This window comes from Dactylosporangium sp. NPDC005572, from assembly GCF_040605515.1.
Lineage (GTDB): Bacteria > Actinomycetota > Actinomycetes > Mycobacteriales > Micromonosporaceae > Dactylosporangium.
On the sequence record NZ_JBEXCY010000061.1, the window covers coordinates 1 to 20025 of the forward strand.

The window sequence follows — 20025 nt, forward strand, 5'->3', positions numbered from 1 at the left end:
TACAGGTTGTCGCCCGGGGTGCTCCAGTCGCCGAGGAGCAGCAGGTGCGTGGTCGCGTTGACCTCGCCGGCCTTGACGAACCTCCCTCCTTTTTGGACCACGTGCCCACCGCAATTCGGCTGAAACGGAATTGGCCGAATCCGGCGGGTAACGGTGTCGGCGCGCACATGGCGTCGCACAGACTCGCTGGTTGTGGGCGGTCGATCTGCAACGGCGAGGGGGACAGTGACCTGCTGCCCTCCGCGTTGTCTGCCCAGGGCCGAAGGTCACAATGGGCTCGGCCGTGGCCGCCGGACCATGACCCGGGCGGCCAGCTCATGTCATGCGCGAACCGTTCTGGCACGGTAGCGGGCAGGAGACGTCGAGCCTCGGAGGTCGATCCGCAGGCTGGCGTGGGCTAACTGCGGGCGGATGAAGGCGTCTTGGGCCGTCGGGTAGCGGACCTTTCTGCTACGCGGGCGCCGAACAGATCGCGGCGGCTTTCTTGGCGATGCGGCGTTGACTATTGCAGTTCGAATTGGAGTCGGATCGCACGGCCGACAACGCGGTAGTGGCCGAGTCCGCCGTGGCCGAGCGGGTTGGGCAGCAGGATGATACGGCGCTGGCCTGCGTTGAGGACGTGGGTGATGAAGAGAATTGCGTACTCCTCCTCCGAGGCGAGGTTCTGTGCGCGGCGGACCTCCGTCTCGCCAAGCGTGAACTCGAGATGCTCGCCGGTGGTGGTCTTGACCTCGAACAGCCGTACGCGGTCGGCGGTGACGATGCGGAAGTCGTAGCCGAGGCTGTCGTCGCCGCGGCTGTCGCCAAGGATGTCCTTGCGGTAACTCGACACCCAACTATCCTCCGGCGCGATGCCGTACTGACGGCGTAGCCACTCTCCCGCGACGATTTCGCCGGTCAGCCCGATCAGTCGGAGTGTCTCCGGCGGAGGGGCTGTGGTGACGGTACTCCAGATGCGCCCTTCGCCCGCGCGAGGAGACGTGCTCGGCATTGCCGCGGTGTCGAGGCCCACGAGTGTGGACGGCTCCGGCGCCGTATCAAGGAGTTGCGGGCTGATGGTGGCTCGTACTGCGTCGGCGAGGGCGAGGAGGTCGGTCGGCTCGTTTGAGTAGGTCTTGCCGTCGACCGTGACGTACGTCTGAGCGCGATGTTGCTGGTCTTTGGCTTGGTCGAGGCGCTGCCGAGCGTCGATGATATCTTGATCGGTCAATCCAAGTTCGGTCTGGTTGGTGGTCGGCGGCATCCCGGTGGGCCACTGGTCGTTGGCCTTAAGCCAGGTCACGACAGTGTGTGAGGTGAGCCGCTCGAAGTCTAGGAACCCAGCCTCGGTGGCTATATCCGCGACGTGGGTGAAATCGGCGGGCCGTTGGCCGTGACCGCCGGTGTGGCGTTGCAGCCACGCCTCGACGAGCGGTCGTGCGACGCTAAGGATCCTGCTCAGGTTACGGCGGTTGGCCTCCCTGGTCGCATCGATCGAAATGGGCGCCGCCTCGCCGGTTCCGTCCGGGACGTGTTCGTGAAGCCAGCGCTCCGCATGGTCGGCGAGAAGGTCGTCGGGTAGGTCCCAGTACCCATCAAGCCACGCCTCGTCTGGTACGAGCCCGGGCAAGTGTCGCAGGCGCAGATACTCCTGTAGCGGCTGTCCGGCCCGGTAGACGGGTAGGAAGGCGTCCCGGATACGGTCCTCGAGGCCCTGCCGATGCTGTTGCAGATAGGCAGTGAACTGTCGGGCGTGCCCGTCGCGGTTGTGCAGTGGTGGTAGGGCCATGGCGCGAAGTCCGGCGTTGGCGTCTGCGAGGTCGATTTCGAGAGTCCGCACGGCCGCGAGCAGGTCACCGCGGTCGGCCAGATCGAGCACTGCCTCTGCGGTCAGATGGTGCCTGACCAGCCTCGGGGTGAGCCACGTGCGGAGCGACTCCGAGCTGTCGATCTGGTCGTGGACGCCGCGGAGTTCCTCGGCGAGGGCGACGTCGAGACATGCCAGGACAGGGAGCAGGTGCGATAGGTCGGACAGCCACGAGGCGCGGTCGGCCATCAGGGCCGTCACATCGTCGGTGCCAATCCCTAGCACAACGGCGATGTCTGCGGGCGTTGGGTCGATATCACCACAGCGCTGTTGAAGATCTACCAATGCGAGTCGCAGGGTGTCGGCGACGGTCGGCATGCCCACGAGTTCGGCGATTGCCGTGGTTGCGGCCTGCAGCACGCGCCATGTCGACGGGTGACCGGTGCCTGCGACAACCAGTCGGGGCGAGTCATCCGCGTCGAGTAGGAAGGAACGCGACGGGCGTGGGTCTTGCACAACGTGGCCATCGACGGAGGTGGTTATGCTGACGGTGACTGTGATCGTCGCCGTGTCCAGGCGGTGTGCCGCTTGAGTCAGTTGAGCGGCTGTGGTGGGCGGGAACACACGGCTGTGAAACTCCATCACGCTGAGGATGAGGGTGGTCAGCCACGGCCCGACCATGGCGAGAAGCGGGGCATGCGGTGCCGTTACGGCAGGCGTCCCGTCGACGGTAACGCTCACTTCTGCGTCGCCGGTGCTGCGCAGGCAGCGAGCTCCGGCCGCTTTGAGTAGATCGTGGGCCTGTTCGGCGAGTTTGAGGTCCCGGATCGGCAGCATCAGGATCGGTGCCTGTTGCAGTAGGCGCTCTTGTGCCACCCCAGACTCTTCGGCGACATAGACGGTCTCGTCGTCGCCGTCGACGGGGACTACGAGGAGACGCCCGGTACGGGAGGCGACGATCTCGAGCCTGCCGTTGGCTGGGACCGCACCCGCGGTGTTGATGAGGTCGCGCCAGGCCGCCTCGTACGCCTTGCGTACGGCCAGACTAAGTTGGCCGCGTGCACCGAGCGCCCCGGAGGCGACGATGCCGGTGAGCTCGACCAAGCGGTGCGCGGCGGTCGCCGGGTCGTCCCAGTACCGTATTCCGACCTTTCGCAGCCGGTCGAGCACCCGGGCGGTGGCGAGGTTGCGCAACGACGCCGGCTGGGCGGGCAGGTAGTCCGGAGTGTCAGTGGTCTGCAACCACCAGGCGTCCGCTGGCGACTGGAACTCGACCTCGGAGCGCTGGCCTGGTGTGGTCTGCGGCAGCCACTCGGCGGAGGCCAGGAACGCGGCGAGCAACGTCGGCCATGCAACCGTGCGGTAGTTGGCCCGCTTGTACTGGAACTCCACCGCTGTGTCTGGCCAGCGGTCGAGGCCATGGAGGAGGAGTTCCGCGTAGAGACGTCGAGATTCGCGATCGAACGTATGGTAGTCGAACTGTCCGGGTAGGACAGCGACGTCGCTGGCTGGCTCATATTCGACCGTTGGATATTGAGGGGGCTGCCGGGGCCATCGGCTGGCGACATCGCGCCACACCTGCTGATGTTCTGCGGCCACGCCGATCGAAAACATCGGCGCCATCTCAGGAGTGCCGACCCGTTCGCCGTTCAGGCAGAACAGCGCGCGGGGATACCACACGGGCATGAGCCCGTGCTGTACGCCAGCGTGTTCGAGGAACACGCGCAGCGCGTCCACATCCGCATCGTCGTCCTGGAGCAGCGCCTGCGGGTTTGGAATGACCCGTCCGGCCAGGTCGTCCAGTGAGCGCGAGACCTGAGCCGTCCGAGCGAGAAACCGTGTGAGGAGATCGTCCTCGCTTTGGTGGGGCCCCGTCCACCCGATTCCGAACTGGGCCCCTCTGGCGGGCCGCCATCCGCGCAACACGGGAACAAGCAGGCCGGCTCGGGCCACTACCTCGGGCGCGACATTGCGTGACGTGTTGTGCCAGACCTCGAAGGCGAAGGTCAGACACGCTCGTAGATACGTCTCGTCGGCGGAGCCGGCTGCCTGCATGGCGGAGCCGACGAGGTCGAGGACGGCGTCGGTGCGGTACTCGCGCAGCAGGTCGTGCTGCTCCAGCCAGATGCGGCCCGGCCGGGATTTTCGTCCAGCGTCGGGGAAGCGCCAGGGAATGCCTGGGTGGGTGAACGCCAGCCGTGCGGCGATCGCAGCGGGTGGGCTTAACGCCGGCGTATCATCGCCGTCGCCCTGCTGCGGGGAGATGAAGACCGTGACAGCGCCCTCTTTGCCGGTGCCGGCTGAGATGACGTGGCCATGTTCGTCGATGAGGATGCGCCGGCCGGCCAGCGGTGAGCCGCTCCTCATCGTCTTGGCGAGATCGTCGTAGAACTCGGCCCACGCTGATGGGTCAATGGGTTGACCGCCGAGGCGGCGGGCGTGTGCCTCGGCCCATGCGGCGAGTTCTGTATCGCTCGGGTCGAGGGGCAGTTGGAGGTCGGTGGCCAGCTTTTTGAGCCGGCGCAGCCGGTGCGGGTGCAGGCCTGGATCGATGAGGTTGTCGATGCCAGCTGCGGCGACCGCCTCGGAGGTGAAGCGGGTGCCCTTGCTCTCCCACAGCCAGCCGCTGTTCAGTGCTGCGCGTGGATGCCGTCCACCCAGAGCCGGTATGAAGGCGACCTCGGTGATGTCCTCGCCCAACGCTTCGAAGGCCCTGATCAGGCGCGGTAGCTGAGGTTGCTGCCACGTCACTAGATCCAGGACCACCTCTGCTGGCATGTCCACCTCGCCGTCGAGGGCAAGGCGCGTGACGCGCGCACACAGGACGGCCGCCTGGTCGAGGAGGAGATTGTTCAGAGGGATCGTGGCGTCGAGGCTGCGCCGGTCAAGCCTGGCGAAGAAGGGGGCATTGACGAACCCGGCGAGCGGTGCCAGTGCGCCCTCTCCCATGGGGAGAAAGGTGTACAGCCGGCCTAGCGCCAACGGCATGCCGAGCGGCAACGCCACGCATACCTGCGCGGCGCCGCGCCACTGCTCCCAACCTCGGCTCAGGTGTCCTTCGCTTCGGCTGCGTGCGATCGCTTCCTTGATGGCGTCCTCTCCGACCCGCAGGCGCAGCACGAGAAAGCGCTGCGACCCTTGTAACGCCACTTCATCCACGGCGAGGTCATCGCGGGTGAACGTGGAGACCACGCGCCTGGCACACACTGTTCTGAGCACCTTGCTGTCCGGGCGCACCCGGGTGACCGTGATCTCCGCGACCCGGTCCAGGAACAGGTGGAACGGAACTTCCGATAACGTGAGCTCGTTCAACTGCCGACGGGCCCGGTCGCGGGCCTCAGCGGAGCGCAGCACCAGGCGCACCACGGTCGCGAAGCCCTTCGACTGGAGGGAATAGACCTCGTCAGGGCAGCCGTCCAGCGGAACGGGAACCTTGAGGGACGCGACGTTGTCCCTCAGCTCTGCCCCAAGCCCTGGCTGGTCGGGAGCCACGCGCGTGGCGAGAGTGTCGAAGTCGCCAGGCTGTGCGAACCGGAAGCAGTACCCGTCGAATGTGCCAGAGTCGGCGTCGGCGCGGCTGTAGATCTCAGGACTGTCCGCCAGCTGGAGCACACTCTTGAAGCCGACGCCCTTGTTTCCGATGCCCTCATCCGGACGTTTGTTTGACATGGCGATGTGGCACATTGCGGTGAAGTCACCGTGACCAACCGGACGGCCGCCGTTTGCCACGTACAACACGCCCCAAGGGCCCTCGTCCTCTCGCAGGAGAAACTCGAGTCGGCCGCTGGCTACGCCCGATGGATGAGCGTCGTGGCCGTTCTGCAGAAGCTCGACCAGCGTCCGCCCGTCATAGTCGGTCGCGACGATCCCTTCGATGAACTCCTTCTGCTCGCGTGTCGCGGGCTGGTCGATCTCCTTGCCGTACAGGTACAGCTTTGCCACACCATCAGCTTCGGTAAGGATTCGGCGGCGGAATTCCTCACGCATGACTGCACCCCCATCTGACGCCCGGACTACCTACCACTCGCTGGACAGCCCACCGACATCCTCATGACCACGCGTGCGTTGCCCAGCGGCCTACCCGTACCTGGTAGATCACGACTACGGTCGATCGTACGGCGCCCTAGACACCCACCCGATTGGACCGCACCAGATCCGGCCCTCATCGCATCCGCCATGCTCGACACCGGCTACGGCATCCACGAGATCGCAGAACGACTCGGCCACGACCCCCACCACTCTCATGCGCTACTACACCCGCGTGATGTCCAACGCTGCCATCAAGTCACCCAACACCTCGCACACCTCCTCACCGAATTGCCGCCATCCGCTGGTGTGGCGACGTCGCCCATCTGCTCTGGCTAAAGTTTCGGCTGCGCCCGCCGGGCTGAGTTGCGTTCGGCCGCCTGGTGCTGGCGAAGACGCTCCTCCGGCGTGGCCGCCGTCGGCGCCTGTGGTGGGATTCCCGGAGTGCGTGGGCCACACGGCGCGGGCCGGTGGCCGATTGTCTGATCCGCGCCACCTAAACGCGCACAAACTCCCGTGGCACGCGGCGCCGCCGCGGGATTGCCGCTAGCTTTTCGCGGCATGGGGCAGCACGGCGGGGCGTGGGACGGCGCGAGTATGGCGGGCCGGTCCGGTGCGGCGCCCGTCGTCGCGCCGCGGCCGGTGCTGCACGCGGTCGGTCCGCAGGCGGTGTGGGTGCCGCCGGGGCAGGTCCTCAACGTTGCCGGGCACCGCATTCCGGGTGGGATGTTCTACACCGGCCGTGGGTTGCGTGACGCGCGTGGCGGGAGTGAGCCGGCGTTGATCGACCCCGGTCTGCCCGTGGACCCGGCGCGGCCCGACTGGGACGGGAGTAATCTGCCGTATTGGCCGTCGTACGCGACGATCCCGCCGGGTGCGCGGGCGGCGTACTTGGCGTGGCTGGCTGACGGGCGCCGGTATCCTCGGGCTCCGATCGGGTATGTCTTCCTCTTCTTCTACGGCCTTGAGCGTCGGGTGCTGAGCGATCTCAAGCACGACGGGACCGTCCGCTACGAGCTTGCGACGATCGCGGTCGAGGTGCGGCGGCTGCTGGGCATCTACGGTGAGAGCCGGTCGTTCCGCTCGTACGCCACCGACTTCCTCACCGTGCTCGACCTGGTCGGCGACGGCAGCGGTAGCATCACCGTCCCCGATGAGCCGCCACCGGCTGTCGGGGACTGTTGGTCGCCGCCGATCGCGCTGCGTATCGGCCTTGGCTGTTTCGCCCGTGACGGTGAACCCGTCCCGGTGGAGTGGGCCCGTACGTGGGCCTGGTTCCATCCGTCGATTTACGCCCGTACCCCGCAGGAGCGCTGTCCCGACGAGTTTCGGGAGCTGTTCGCGATCCGCTATGCGGAACGGTTCGGTGCTGGAATCGTGCTCGGCGCCGGCGGCCGGCAGCTGACCAGTGAGTATGATCCGGCGAGCGCCGGCATCGGCAAGGTGACCGTGCGTATGCGGGCTCCGGACGTCCTCGAGGAGCCTTCGGCCTCGGCCCGCCTCCGCGATCTTGTCGGCTCCGTCACGAACGATCTCGACGCCTACAGCCGGTGGGTTGGCCGCAACCCTGACAAGCGGGGGTCGTTCGCCGAGGCCGCGTTGTTGCCGGGGGAGCTGCTGGCCGGCCGGGCCGGTCAGGTCGCGCCGCTGCGCGACTGGTGCGAGGAGAACGTCGAGCGGGGTGTTATCGACGCGGCCGACCTGCTGCGGTTCTGGGGGCCGGTCACGCCGGGTAAGGCGACGAAGGCCGAGTCCGTCGGGCTGGTGCAGCTGCTCGGGCGGCTCGGGTTCGGTGTCGAGCCGGACGTTCGTATGGGCGGCCCGACGCTCGCCGAGGGCCCGGCTGTGCTGTTCCGGTGCGGCCCGGACGCTCCGGCCTCTGCGCGGCCGCCGTATCTGGCGGTGACGCTGCTGCTGCATCTGGCCGTCGCGGTGAGTCAGGCTGACGGGGAGGTCAGCGCTGCGGAGCATGAGCACCTCGTCGGGCATGTCCGGCAGGCGTTCCAGCTGACGGCCGCCGAGACCGACCGGCTCGCGGCGCACACTCGCTGGTTGACCGCGACCGGTGTCAAGCTGACCGGGCTGAAGCGGCGGCTGGCCGGATTGGACGCGGCGACCAAGCGTGACATCGCGGAGTTCGCCGTTTCTGTGGCTGCCGTCGACGGGGTGGTTTCCCCCGGCGAGGTCGCCACCCTCACGAAGATCTACAAGCTGCTGGACCTCGACGGCGGCGACGTCTTCGGCCGCCTCCACGATGCGGTGAGCGGGCCGGTCGTCGTCCGTGAGCGAGCGCCTGTCGATGACGAGCATCTGCTGCCACCGCGACCGGCCCGCCGACCGGCCAGCCCGATGACGCGGACCGGCTTCGCCCTGGACGACGCCGCGATCGCCGCCAAGCTGGCTGACACGGCGAGTGTCTCCGCGCTGCTCGCGACCATCTTCGTCGAGGACGAGCCGCAGGACGCGGCACCGGGCAAGCCCGCCGATCCGCCGCAACCGGCGGTGGCGGCGGTCGACGGGCTCGACGCGGCACATAGCCGCCTGATCCGGCTGCTGGCGGCGAAGCCGTCGTGGAGCCGCCTGGAGTTCGACCGGCTGGCCGCGGAGTGCGGGCTGTTGCCGGCGGGCGCGCTCGACGTGCTCAACGAGGCCGCGCTCGACCGGCTCGGCGACACCGTGGTCGACGGCGACGAAACGCTCGACGTGAACACCGAGATCCTTGAAGGGTTGCTGGCATGACGATCAACGCCGCCGCGTACGGCTCCCGCATCCGGCCCAAGGACCGCGACGCTGTCGTCCAGGCGCTGCGAGCCGGTGTCGTACCACGAACCGGTCAGCACCACATCCAGGTCGGCCGGGCCGCCGAGGTCCAGGCGCTCGTCGCCGACATCGACCGGATCGCCGACGGCGGCGCCGGCAGCCGGTTCGTCATCGGCGACTACGGCTCCGGCAAGACGTTCTTCCTCCAGCTCATCCGCTCGATCGCACTGGAGAAGCGGCTCGTCACCGTCCACGCCGACCTGTCGCCAGACCGGCGGCTGCACGCCACCGGCGGGCAGGCCCGGGCCCTGTACGCGGAGCTGATGCGCAACATGGCGACCCGCGCGAAGCCGGACGGCGGCGCCCTCGCCAACGTCGTCGAGCGGTTCGTGTCGCAGGTGCTGACCAGCGCGCGGGAGGCGGGGGAAAGCCCGCACGTGGTCATCCGGCGCCGCCTGACCGAGCTGTCCGAACTCACCGGCGGCTACGACTTCGCCGAGGTCGTCGCCAAATACTGGGAGGGCCACGACCAGGAGAACGACCAGCTCAAGGCGGACGCCGTGCGATGGCTACGGGGAGAGTTCACAACCCGCACCGACGCACGCAACGCGCTCGGAGTCCGCACGATCGTCGACGACTCGACGTTCTACGACCACCTCAAGCTGCTGGCCCGGTTCGTACGCATGGCCGGTTTCGGCGGGCTGCTCGTCTGTCTTGACGAGATGGTGAATCTGTACAAGCTGCACAACTCGCAGGCCCGCAACGCCAACTACGAGCAGATCCTGCGGATCGTCAACGACAGCATCCAGGGCACCGCCGCACATCTCGGGTTCGTGTTCGGCGGTACCCCCGACTTCCTCATGGACACCAGGCGCGGGCTGTACTCGTACTCGGCGCTGCAGTCGCGGCTGGTCGAGAACGCGTTCGCGGGCGACGGGCGGGTCGACCACTCCGGGACGGTGATCCGCCTGGCGAACCTGTCGCCGGAGGACTTCTACGTCCTGCTGATGAAGCTGCGGCATGTGTGGGCCGGCGGCGACGAGACGGCGTATCTCGTGCCCGACGCCGCGATCGAGGCGTTCATGGCGCACTGCGCCGGCCGGATCGGGGACGCGTACTTCCGCACGCCGCGCACGACGATCCGCAGCTTCCTCGACCTGCTCGCCGTCCTCGACCAGCACCGTGACCTCGACTGGCGGTCCCTCGTCGACGCGGCCGAGATCGAGCAGGACCGCGACCCGGACCTCGCGGCGTTGCCCGGGGCGGACCCGGCGGCGGACGACGACGACCTCGCGTCGTTCCGGCTGTAGCCGTGACCGGTCCGGTGTCGCAGCGCCTCTCGACGCAGTTCGGCCGGCTGCACCCCGCTGTGCAGCGGTGGGTGTACGACCAGGGCTGGCGCGGGCTGCGCGACGTGCAGGAGCGGGCAGTCGCGCCGATCCTCGCCGGCGACCGGGACGTCATCCTGGCCGCGGCGACGGCCAGCGGCAAGACCGAGGCCGCATGGCTGCCGATCGCCTCAGCGCTGCTCACCGACCCCGACCGGGCTGGCGTCACGGCCGTCTACATCGGACCATTGAAGGCGTTGATCAACGACCAGCGTGACCGGCTGACGGCGCTGTTCGGCGACCACAACGTCGCCGTGCACCGCTGGCACGGGGACGTACCCCAGTCGCAGAAGCAGCAGGTCCTGCGGGCGCCGTCCGGGGTACTGCTGATCACGCCGGAGTCGCTGGAGGCGCTGTTCGTGCTGCACGGCGGGCGGATCGCCACCCTCTTCGCCGGACTGCAACATGTCGTCGTCGACGAACTGCACTCCTTCGTCGGCACCGAGCGCGGCGCCCAGCTCCAGTCCCTCCTGCATCGCCTCGAGCTCGTCGTGCGCCGGGCCGTGCCCCGGGTCGGGCTGTCCGCCACGCTCGGCGACTTCACCGCCGCTGCCGACTTCCTGCGTCCAGGGCGCGGCCCGGACGTCGTCATCATCGAGAGCGCCGACGACAGCGGCGAGATCCGGCTCCAATTGCGCGGATACGTGGCCCGACGACCGAGCGAGGGCGAGGACCCTCCACACGAGGCCGCGATCGCTCAGCACCTGTTCGAGACGCTGCGCGGCAGCGACAACCTGGTCTTCGCCAACAGCCGGGCGGCGGTCGAGCACTACACCGACCGGCTCACCCGCATGTCCGAACGTCTGCGGGTGCCGAACGAGTTCCTGCCGCACCACGGCAACCTGGCCAAGGACATCCGCGAGCACGTCGAGGCACGGCTCAAGGACCGTTCAACGCCGGTAACTGCAGTGTGCACGTCGACGCTGGAGATGGGCATCGACATCGGCTCGGTCGACTCGGTCGCCCAGATCGGCCCGCCGCACCACGTGGCGGCGCTGCGCCAGCGCCTCGGCCGCTCGGGCCGGCGCGGCGACCAGCCGGCAGTGCTGCGGATGTACATCGCCGAGCAGGCCCTCGACGGGCAGTCCTCACCCATCGACGCGCTGCGGGTGCGGGTGTTCCAGGCCGCCGCGGTCGTCGACCTGCTCCTCGCCCGCTGGTACGAGCCGCCGGACCGGGACAACCCGCACCTGTCGACACTCATCCAGCAGGTGCTGTCCGTCGTCGCCCAGCGCGGCGGCGCCCACCCGGCGGGGCTGTTCGAGGCGCTGTGCGGGCACGGGCCGTTCGCACGGGTCGACCGGGCGACGTTCGCCGCGTTGCTGCGCGCGATGGGCGCGGCCGACCTGCTCGTTCAGGACCACAGCGGGCTGCTGCTGGCCGGCGGCACCGGCGACCGGCTGATCAACCACTACACGTTCTACGCCGCGTTCCGCACCGTCGAGGAGTACCGCCTGATCGCCGGCGGCCGGACCATCGGCACCCTGCCGGTCGACCACCCGATCGCGCCGGGCATGCTGCTGATCTTCAGCGGGCGGCGCTGGGAAGTCGTCGCCATCGACGGTCGTCAGAAGGTTATCGACCTGCGCCCGTCCGCCGGTGGACGGGTGCCGCCGTTCGCCGGTGGCGGCGGGGCGGTCGCGGATGCGGTACGGCGCCGGATGCTCGAGCTGTACCGGACCGCGTCGCCGCCGCGCTATCTCGACGCGGCCGCCCGCGCGCTGTTCGAGGAGGGCAGCGACGCGTATCGGCGGTTCTTGCTCGACGAGCGGCCGATGATCGGCATGGGCCGGGACACGCTGCTGTTCCCGTGGCGCGGCGACAAGGTGATGGGCACGTTGGCGTTGGCGCTGACCGCCCGCGGGCTCAGCGTCGGGCTGGAAGGGCCGGCCCTGTCCGTGCGCGGCGCGGACCCCGCCGAGCTGCGGGCCCACCTCGCCGCCCTGGCCGCAGCGGACCCGCCGTCGGCGATCGACCTGGCAGCTCTCGCCGGCGACCGCACCGTCGACAAGTACGACGATTACCTCAGTGACGACCTCGCCATCCTGGCCCACGCTGCACGAGCCGTCGACGTATCAGCGGCCTGGGACGCGATCCGTGAACTCGCTAATGCCACGCCGACCGGACCCGACGTCATCCTACCGGCACCCGCAACGGCGGCCGGTGCAACGGCAGCGCTCGGCCGGACCCCGTTCGCAGCGGTCGACGTCGAGACCACCGGGTTCGCGGCCCAGCACCACGACCGCATCGTCGAAATCGCGGTCGTCAAGCTCGACCCGGCCGGCGAGATCGTCGACCGCTGGACGACGCTGGTCAACCCCGGCCGCGATGCGGGGCCGACGCACACGCACGGCCTGACTGACGAGGACCTGCGGTCTGCTCCGCACTTCGCGGCGATCGCCCGGTCCCTCGCCGAGCGGCTCGACGGGCACATCCTGGTCGCGCACAACGCCCGCTTCGACGTCGGGTTCCTCGAGGCCGAGTACCGCCGTCTCGGCCTCGACCCCCACCCCCGTCCGACGATCTGCACGCTCGAGCTCGCGGACCGGCTGGGCAGCGGCGCGTCGCGGCGGCTCGCCGACTGCTGCGCGGCCGCGAAGATTCCACTCGACGACGCCCACACCGCCCTCGGCGACGCGACCGCGACAGCCGCGCTGTTCCGGTACGCCCTGCGGCTATTGGAGCCGGGCGACCTGGCCGAGCTCGGGTGCCGGCCGGCCTCGTTCCCAGTGTCGTGGCTCCGGGACCAGGACGGCGTGCTCGCGGCGCTGACGGCCCGGCCTGCGATACCGAGATCGGGGCGGCGACAAGCGGTCCACACGCCGCCGATCGGGAGCCTCGCCGGGATCGCCGCTCGCGTTGGGGCCGCGGCCACAGGAGACCACCGCGGTGACGCGTACCTCGACGTACTCGACCGCTCCCTCCGCGACGGGATGCTGACCGACGATGAGGGCGCCTACCTGCTCGAAATCGCCCGATCCTGGGGGCTCGGCGCAGCCGAGGTCGAGCGACTCAACGCGCGGTACCTCGCCGAGCTCGGCGCCGCCGCCCCGGCCGACCCGGCGACGACCGCCCAGCTGGTCCGACTGGCCGCCGCACTCGCCAGCCAGCCCACGCGCCCGCGCCGCTGAATCGAGGTGGATGACGTCGCTATCTCGCGGATGAGGACATGGGCCAGGGTGTGCAACAGCTAGGAACGCGGCGGTGGCAGCCGGGCGTCGGGAGGACGTCGTCTTGTCGGTGGCTACCGATTGCCTGCGCCAACGGACGTGAAAGGGATGGCGATGGATCCTCGTGAAGTTGGGCTTGGACGGCTGAAGGGTTTTGCCGGCGCCGCTGGACGGAGGGTTGTCGACAGCACGAGTGCCGCGAGGCAGCGTGTCGCTGATGCTGCTGGCGATGCCCAGGAGAGAGTGAAGCAGTCCGCCGAGCAGGTGAAGGCGAAGGTCGCGGACGTCAAGGGCAGCCTGTCGGCGCGGTCGTCTCGCAACCGCGCTGATTCCGCTGACTTGTCCGCGCTCAGCGTCGAGGCGAAGTTGCTCTATTGCCGGGTGTTGGTGAGCTTGGCGCTGGTCGACGCCCTTCTCGATCCTCGGGAGATCGCGAATCTGTACCTGTTCGCATCAACGATCGGTCTCGACGGTGAAGCGCGATCGCAGTTGCGCAGTGAAATCACTGGGGCGCAACGCGATGCAGCGAGCGGCGCAGGGGTTACCGACGCCACGGTGGAGCTGTCCAGGGAATTGCACGATCTCCTCGAGGAGGATCAGCGCGAGCCGGTGCTCACGGTGCTGGTCCGCGATCTGGTGCGCATTTCGCGTGCTGACAGGCATGCTGCGGACGCCGAGCGTGAGCGGATTGTGCTGGTCGCGGGACTCGTGTTCCCCGAGTCAGCTGACAAGGTCGTGCAGGCGACCGAACGGCTTGTGGTTACCGAAGAGGACTTCGCTTCCGGCAGGATCACGACCAGCCAGCTGGAGACGACCACCAAGGACCTCGCTGCCAAGGCGGCTGCGTTCGGTGCCCCGATCGCCGCGGTCAGTCTTGCCGGCAGCGTCTCCGGTCTCGGCGGGGCGGGAATCACCTCGGGTCTGGCGGCCCTGGGGTTCGGCGGTCTGCTGGGCCTGAGCGCGATGGTCACCGGGATCGGCACGGTGGTGATTCTCGGGGTCGCGGTCCATCAGGGCGCGCGTTACGTGCTGGCCACCAACGAGCGTGAACGAGAGAAGCGACGCGAGTATCTGATTCAGCAAGTCATCAAGCATCACCAGCGGGCAATGGCCGAGCTCACCGACGACATCGCGGGGCTCGCTCATCGGATGGAGGCCTACCTCACCCAGACCACGAGGAACGAAGAGCGACTCGCCACGCTCAGGGCCGAGTTGGCTGCCTTTGAACTGGCCCTGGTGAATCTGCAGACCAGTCAGGAGGCCTTCGAACGGCGGGAGCCGCTCCGTGTCGGGTGACCAGCTTTCGGCCGCTGCCTCGGTCGTGGCTTACCAGGCCGTCACGCTGACCGAACTGCGGGGCTTGTTCGACCAGGTGGAATTCGACCTCAAGGAGGTCCTCGAACGCGAACGTCGCGTCAGCGACACCCTGGACTCGGTCGAATCCGAGTTCGACGCGGTGCGCGCCCGTCTCCAGGCCATGGGCGTCCTCGTGCCAGCCCAAGAGTCCCAGTCGAGCGCAGTGACTACCGCGAGTGTCGAGACACCGAGCCGCCCCCGGTACGCCGTGCCCATCGTCCCGACCGAGGGCGACTTCGGTCAGCTCGTCAGGCTCGCCGAAGCCCGGTTGGGCCTGTTGGGTATCGATTTGACCCGGGACCCGCTCCCGCAGGTTCTGCCCTCCAGCCAGATCACTCGCAGCCTGCGCAGCTACGCCGAGGAGCATGGCGACGTCAGCTGGGACAAGACCGACTGGACGGTCGTTCTGGTTGCCGGCGTCCTCGCGACCCTCCTTGACGTCATCCTCGTCCGCATCCCGCAGGACTCCACCTTCCTAGACACGAAGTACGCGGGATCGCCCCTCACCAAGTGGCTCCAGGACCGTGATCGCGCACAAAATGTGCACGACCGCTTCTTCAAGCGGTTCGAGAAACTGGCCAAGGTGCCCTATGACGCCCCCACCACGCAGGCCACCGGGGGCCTGGTCAGCGGCATGCGGCCGGCTACCCATCGGCTCCAGAGCCTCGGCCACGATCCGGCCCTGGGTCTCCTCGTCGGCGTGGCAGATCTCATGCACGGCACCGGCACCTACATCGACAAGGCAGGGCACCTGGTCCAGGTCGCAGTCGACGCCACCCCGATCGACCTGATCAACGCTCTCATCACCCAGGTGCGCCATCTGCTCTCGGACGTCTATACTCCCGCCGGCCTGCAGCCTCCGTTGTTCAGCCTGCTGCAGCTCGGCCAGATTGATTCCCCGTTCGCTTTAGGCCCCTCCGGTGTCAAGGTGCCCTGGACCGACGTCGCCCGCTACATGTATACGAACGGCTACGACCTGCGCCATTTCTTCACCATGGGGATCACTCCTGGCGTCGTGTCCGCGATCATCCGCGGGTACTGGCTTCTCAAGAGCTACGCCACCGGCGGTACCGCAGCGCAACGGAAGCTGGAGCACGCCAAACTCACCTCCATGCTGCTGCTCGGACACACCATCGCCACCTCAGGCACGCTGCTCAAGACCGGGCTGCTGTTCGGCATGAACCCAGCCGCCCTCAACTACAACCAGATCCTCGCCATGGCACCCGCCACCATCGCCTGGTTCAAAGAAGCCATCGCCCGCGATCATCGCATCAGTCAGGCCCTGGCGAACGAATGGGAATCGCTCCTCACCGAATCCGACAGGCAATCGTGATCGGCGAGCCGAATCACGAGCCTGGGCAGACTGTCGATCTGACTGTCTATACATCGAATCCGCGGGCACATTCTCGCCTCGAAACGTGGCATGGTGGCTCTGGCACGGAAGAGGTTACTGGTCGAACCCAGTCGCCATGGTCCACGGCCGGCGGCAGTTGCGAGCGCAACCCATCAACCGTTCGAGTCACCGTGGCGATACCATTCGCGTGCGAGACGAACGCGGGACTTGCGCATCGCCTTGCAGTCCCTGAGTATGTGCCGACGATGGTCTTGCCGCTTGTTCCGCTCGTCGTCATCATCAGTGGCGGTATCAAGGGTCGGGGCGGCGTGGTCGCGGGTGCCGTTGGTGGCGCGCAGGTCAAGCGTGCTCGAACGCAGATGCGACATCACACGACACGCTACGAGCGTCGGTACGCCACTCACCTCGCGCGGTCGATCGAGCGCTTCGGATCCTCGACGGAGTCGAAGACTCAAACACCACCCAAGACGTAGGGATGGCGAAGCTCGATCCGGACGTCGCAGATCGGGTCCGAGGCGTCGTCGGCTCAGCCTTGGTCGGCGGCGCAACCCGGGCGGTCCTCCGTAAGGCCGTAACCAAGCTGGCGAAGGCCAGCACTGGGACGCCGATCTGGGACCTGCGCGGAGCAGCGCCAGAGCGTGCGACGCGTGCATTCCTCGGCGGCGGAGGTCTCGCTGCTGGCGGGCACTTGTCGTAGAGGCGCTGCAGGGTCCTTGTCATCGAGGTTCGGGAAGCCGAACCAGAAGCGGTTTCCGAGGTGGTGGGCGAGGAGACGGGCGCGTTCCAAGTCGACGTCCAAGGTCGCCGCAGGGTCGAGCAGGTTGATCGCGTGGCCGTACTGCATTGCGCATCGGCGGCCACGTGTTGAGCGAGCTCGTGAAGCAATTCGCCGTACACGGCGCGTATCGCCGGGGCGTCGTCGTCCGCCGGGTGTACGTGGTCGCCGAGGACGCCAGGGCGGTTGCCACGTCCTCGGCTCGGTCGTGGTACTGGTGTGGGTGAGTAGCTTCTGCTGAGCAGGCCTTCACGTTGACCTGTACGAGCGTCCGGCGGTCGCCGCCGGCGACGTGCTCACGGGGCGAGGACGGGGCAGCACGGAGCGGCGCAGCGCCATACGATCATGGCTGCGGCTTGGTCGGGAGGCTGTCGATCGGGCTGTGAACGAACGGGGGAATGCGTCGCTCGATCCGCAAGTCCAGCAGATACCGCAAGAAGGTGGCCCGGGTGATGCGCCGCTACCGAGTCCGGGGCTGCGGCTACGCCGGCGGGTGTCGATTACGATCCCGGACCCGGCCGCGGCGAAGGGCCTGGATCTGATCGGCCGGGACTTCACCGCCACGGCGGTCAATCAGCGCTACGTCGGTGACATCGCCTACCTGCCCGTCGGTGAGCGCGGGTTCCTCTACCTGGCCACCGTCATCGACCTGTACTCCCGACGCCTCGCGGGCTGGGCGATCGCTGACCACATGCGCACCGACCTCGTCGTGGACGTCCTGGCCGCCGCCCGACGCACCCGCGGCAGCACTCGCAGATGCTCTCGACCAACATGGCGGCGTCTCCGTCGCACTGTGGGGATATGAGTCGGCGCGTCTACAGCCTGCCCGGCAACTCGTCCACGCCGGGCAGTCCATCAGTCGTTCCTTCGCTCCACGCGGAGCCGCACAATAGCGTCTCGGTCACCCAGGCGGATTGCCATGAGCGTGCCATCCACGCACATGCGCATGCTCATTCGTCTAGTGCCCGGTCGTCGATGTGCTCGGCACCCATGACTCTGCGAGCGTATTCGGCGACGGCGCTGATCGAACGGGTCGAATGTCACTGTTCGCGGGTGCGGAGCCCTTCCAGTATCACGGTGAGGTAGCGGCGGGCGGTGGCCGCGCGGTCCTCGATGTTCGCGGCCGGATGGACGTTTGCGGCGAACGCCACCCCGCACATCAGCGGCACTATGTCGGCCTGGGTGATGGCCGGGTCGACCGTACTGGCCGCGTGCGCTCGGCCGATGAGCTGGCCGAAAAGTCCGGCGAGCCGTTGCTTCAGTTCGGTGGTGTGCGGCAGGACGTTCACCGGTGTGGCGAACACCGGAGAGAGCGTCGCGTCGGTGATCTGCGCGTGGATGGCCGCAAATAGGAAGTCGCGGAGTGCCGTCCATGGGTCGTCGTCGGACAGCGCCCGCTCGGCGCGCGAGACTAGCGTCTCGAGCCCGGGGGTGGCGAGGGTTTCGAGCAGTGCCTCCGGGGTGGGGAAATGCCGGTAGACCGTGGCCACTCCGACCGAGGCGGTTCGCGCGACGTCGTTGAGCTGGATGGGTGTTCCCCCGTCCACGAGCCGGCGGCCCACCTCGACGATGCGTTGCCAGTTGCGGGCGGCGTCCTTGCGCAGTGGGGCGGTGGTCATGCTCACAAGCATAACCGGATGACTCATCCGGTTATGCTACAGTGAAACGGATAGGTAATCCGATTAACGCGCAGGCCTCGGACCTGACCAACGCGTTGGAGCGGGCCCAGGCCGAGGGCTGGTCCCACGTCATTCTGGACGGCAAAGTCGTCGACGTCGACCAATGCCACGAGAAAACCGTCAGCAAGAAAGGCAGAACCATCGACGTGTGGTATTCCGGGAATACCCACGACTTCGGCGGAAACATCCAAGCCGTGATGCGCCCGGACGGACTGCCGATCTGGGTGTCCGGTGTGGAACCCGGGTCGATCCACGACCTGAGTGCCGCCCGGACACACGCCCTGGGCGCGTTGTACGCCGCAGCCACCCGCGGCCTGCCGACCTTGGCCGATCCCGGCTACGACGGCGCAGTCCACAGCGTCTGCACCCCGGTCAAACAACCCGCTGATGGACGCCAACTCGACATCGACACCCGCACCTACAACATGCTGCTACGCTCCATGCGCTGCATCGGCGAACGTGGCTTCGCCCTGCTGACTCAACGCTGGCGCGTTTTGCAGTACGTCACCGCCGCACCGACGAAAATCAGCGACATCGCCAGAGCCGCCCTCGTGCTCACGCACTTCGAGCACGGCTACCTATCTTGCTGAGATCACCTCACTGGCTCTTCGACCGCAGCCGGGGCGGTGGTGGTCATATCGCGACCGGCCATCTCTGCGCGGGCACCTGCTGGAGGAGACGGCCGCTTCCCGCACGCACCTCGCCGGCGATCTGGCGGCCTGGCGAGGTTGATCCACGCGTGATCCGGCGCGTCACTTGCATTGTCAAGATTCGGTCGCACCACCGCGGTGGCCTACCGTCCGGAGGAGGGCTGATGGTGTCGGGTGGCGTGGAGGGTGCCGAGCAAGGTGAGTGCCTGGGCGCTGGGGCTCTCGGGCTCTGGTTGGTAGATGACGAGGAGTTGACCCGGGGCTCCGCGGACGTCGAAGGACTGGGAGGTCAGCGAGAGCGGTCCGACGTCGGGGTGCTCGAGTTCTGTGGCGTCCTGGGCCTTGCCGTAGACGGCCTGTGACGACCAGAGCGCGGCGAAGGCTTCGCTGTCCTCGTTCAGCGTACGCACCAGCTCTCGCAGGCGGAGGTACTGCGGGTCGAGGCCGCTGGCGTGGCGCAGACCGGCCACGACGGCCTCGGCGAAGCTGTCCCACCGGGCGAAGAACCGCTGGGCCGCCGGGTCGAGGAACGTCATGCGGGCAAGGTTGTCCACCGTCTCGAAAGGAGAGAACAGCGCCTCGGCCAGTGCGTTGACCGCCATGAAGTCCTTCGCGGGGTTCAGCACGAAAGCCGGGACGCTGGCGTACCCGTCGAGCAGGTGCCGCAGCGGCCCGCTGACGGTCTCCCTCGGCGTCCTCCGAGCGTCCGGCGCCGTTCCGGCCAGCCGGTACAGGTGCTCGCGGGCCTGGTCGTCCATCCGCAGAGCACCGCAGATCGCTTCGAGGATCTGCGGGGACGGGCTTCGCTCGCGGCCCTGCTCCAGACGGGCGTAGTAGTCGCTGTTCATACCCACCAGAACGGCGACCTCCTCCCGCCGTAGCCCCGCCACCCGCCGCGTACCATACGAAGCCAGGCCGACATCGTCGGGACGCAGACGAGAACGGTGTGCGCGAAGGAACTCTCCAAGGGCGTTACCGGTCACTCCTTGAGTCTAGGCCGGGCTCCGACAGCGTGCCTGGGTATGCTACGTCCAGGAAACTTTCGTCCTGGCTGTGGACTGCGCTGGCGCACAAGGTTGCT

10 protein-coding genes and 1 pseudogene are annotated in these 20025 nt (G+C 68.0%); 7 read left to right on the forward strand and 4 right to left on the reverse strand.

Annotation, left to right across the window (positions count from 1 at the left end; translation table 11 throughout):
* Positions 1–502 precede the first annotated feature (502 nt).
* A complete protein-coding gene (locus tag ABZS66_RS26980; protein WP_354762267.1) occupies positions 503–5773 on the reverse strand; it encodes a DUF3883 domain-containing protein in 5271 nt (1756 codons plus the stop codon).
* Positions 5774–6373: 600 nt separating this feature from the next.
* Between ABZS66_RS26980 and ABZS66_RS26985 the strand changes: the two genes are divergently transcribed.
* From ABZS66_RS26985 to ABZS66_RS27005, 5 genes are all read left to right on the forward strand, one after another.
* Positions 6374–8551 (forward strand): TerB N-terminal domain-containing protein, encoded by a 2178-nt coding sequence (locus ABZS66_RS26985; protein ID WP_354762269.1) that lies wholly within the window; start codon positions 6374–6376, stop codon positions 8549–8551.
* Entirely contained in the window at positions 8548–9882 is a 1335-nt protein-coding gene (locus ABZS66_RS26990) for an ATP-binding protein (RefSeq protein WP_354762271.1), read from the forward strand. Before ABZS66_RS26985 ends, ABZS66_RS26990 begins: the two co-directional genes overlap by 4 nt.
* 2 nt (positions 9883–9884) lie before the next feature.
* Positions 9885–13091, forward strand: coding sequence for an exonuclease domain-containing protein (locus ABZS66_RS26995; RefSeq protein WP_354762273.1), 3207 nt, complete (start codon positions 9885–9887; stop codon positions 13089–13091).
* A gap of 282 nt (positions 13092–13373) precedes the next feature.
* The gene (locus ABZS66_RS27000) at positions 13374–14426 is read left to right on the forward strand and encodes a TerB family tellurite resistance protein (protein WP_354762275.1); all 1053 of its coding nucleotides are present in this window, start codon (positions 13374–13376) and stop codon (positions 14424–14426) included.
* Complete coding sequence (locus ABZS66_RS27005) at positions 14416–15819, forward strand: hypothetical protein (RefSeq protein WP_354762277.1); 1404 nt, start codon at positions 14416–14418, stop codon at positions 15817–15819. Before ABZS66_RS27000 ends, ABZS66_RS27005 begins: the two co-directional genes overlap by 11 nt.
* A gap of 173 nt (positions 15820–15992) precedes the next feature.
* Here ABZS66_RS27005 and ABZS66_RS27010 read toward each other — a convergent pair whose 3' ends face one another.
* Positions 15993–16208, reverse strand: a complete 216-nt coding sequence (locus ABZS66_RS27010; RefSeq protein ID WP_354762279.1) for a hypothetical protein — start codon at positions 16206–16208, stop codon at positions 15993–15995.
* An 879-nt stretch (positions 16209–17087) separates the two neighbouring features.
* Between ABZS66_RS27010 and ABZS66_RS27015 the strand changes: the two are divergent.
* A pseudogene (locus ABZS66_RS27015) lies at positions 17088–17363 on the forward strand (DDE-type integrase/transposase/recombinase); the annotation flags it as partial.
* A gap of 292 nt (positions 17364–17655) precedes the next feature.
* Here the strand turns inward: ABZS66_RS27015 and ABZS66_RS27020 are convergent.
* A complete protein-coding gene (locus ABZS66_RS27020) occupies positions 17656–18234 on the reverse strand; it encodes a TetR/AcrR family transcriptional regulator (protein WP_354762281.1) in 579 nt (192 codons plus the stop codon).
* A 41-nt stretch (positions 18235–18275) separates the two neighbouring features.
* On the opposite strand from ABZS66_RS27020, the gene ABZS66_RS27025 reads away from it, so the two are divergent.
* Entirely contained in the window at positions 18276–18884 is a 609-nt protein-coding gene (locus ABZS66_RS27025) for a transposase family protein (protein WP_354762283.1), read from the forward strand.
* Positions 18885–19087: 203 nt separating this feature from the next.
* Here ABZS66_RS27025 and ABZS66_RS27030 read toward each other — a convergent pair whose 3' ends face one another.
* Entirely contained in the window at positions 19088–19927 is an 840-nt protein-coding gene (locus ABZS66_RS27030; RefSeq protein ID WP_354762285.1) for a helix-turn-helix transcriptional regulator, read from the reverse strand.
* Between the last annotated feature and the right edge of the window lie 98 nt (positions 19928–20025).

What these genes read in the sequence shown, in the direction of transcription:
- ABZS66_RS26980 (WP_354762267.1), bottom strand. Translation starts at nt 5,773, where the DNA reads ATGCGTGAGGAATTCCGCCGCCGAATCCTTACCGAAGCTGATGGTGTG.
- ABZS66_RS26985 (WP_354762269.1), top strand. Translation starts at nt 6,374, where the DNA reads ATGGGGCAGCACGGCGGGGCGTGGGACGGCGCGAGTATGGCGGGCCGG.
- ABZS66_RS26990 (WP_354762271.1), top strand. Translation starts at nt 8,548, where the DNA reads ATGACGATCAACGCCGCCGCGTACGGCTCCCGCATCCGGCCCAAGGAC.
- ABZS66_RS27010 (WP_354762279.1), bottom strand. Translation starts at nt 16,208, where the DNA reads ATGTCGCATCTGCGTTCGAGCACGCTTGACCTGCGCGCCACCAACGGC.
- ABZS66_RS27020 (WP_354762281.1), bottom strand. Translation starts at nt 18,234, where the DNA reads ATGACCACCGCCCCACTGCGCAAGGACGCCGCCCGCAACTGGCAACGC.